Origin of the sequence: Patulibacter brassicae (assembly GCF_033949425.1) — a bacterium.
Taxonomy (GTDB): domain Bacteria; phylum Actinomycetota; class Thermoleophilia; order Solirubrobacterales; family Solirubrobacteraceae; genus Patulibacter; species Patulibacter brassicae.
In genome coordinates this window covers 1-304 of the sequence record NZ_JAXAVX010000036.1, presented here as the reverse complement: position 1 = coordinate 304, position 304 = coordinate 1, and the positions used below count along the sequence as shown (strand labels likewise).

Genomic DNA, 304 nt, shown 5'->3' with positions numbered 1-304 from the left:
TCGGGGCGCCGACCGGCGCCCCGACACCACCCGACGACGGATCCCCAGGACTCAGTTCATCCCCAGCGGGCCGCGCGAGGCGCCGGCGAGGAACTGCTCCACGAACGCGTTGGGCGAGTTGAACAGCTGCTCCGCCGGACCGGCCTCCACGATCCGGCCCTTCCACAACACGTTGATGTACTGCGACACCCGACGCGCGGTCATGATGTCGTGCGTGATCAGCGTGAACGCGGGACGGTGCTCCAGCCGCTTGTCCTCGGCCTCGCGCATCGTCTCCTCATGGATCTCCATGATCAGCTCGCCC

General features: G+C 68.1%; 1 pseudogene. It reads right to left on the bottom strand.

The annotated features are described in order from the left end of the window. Positions 1-51: 51 nt before the first annotated feature. Positions 52-304: pseudogene (locus SK069_RS20180) on the bottom strand (ABC transporter ATP-binding protein); the annotation flags it as partial.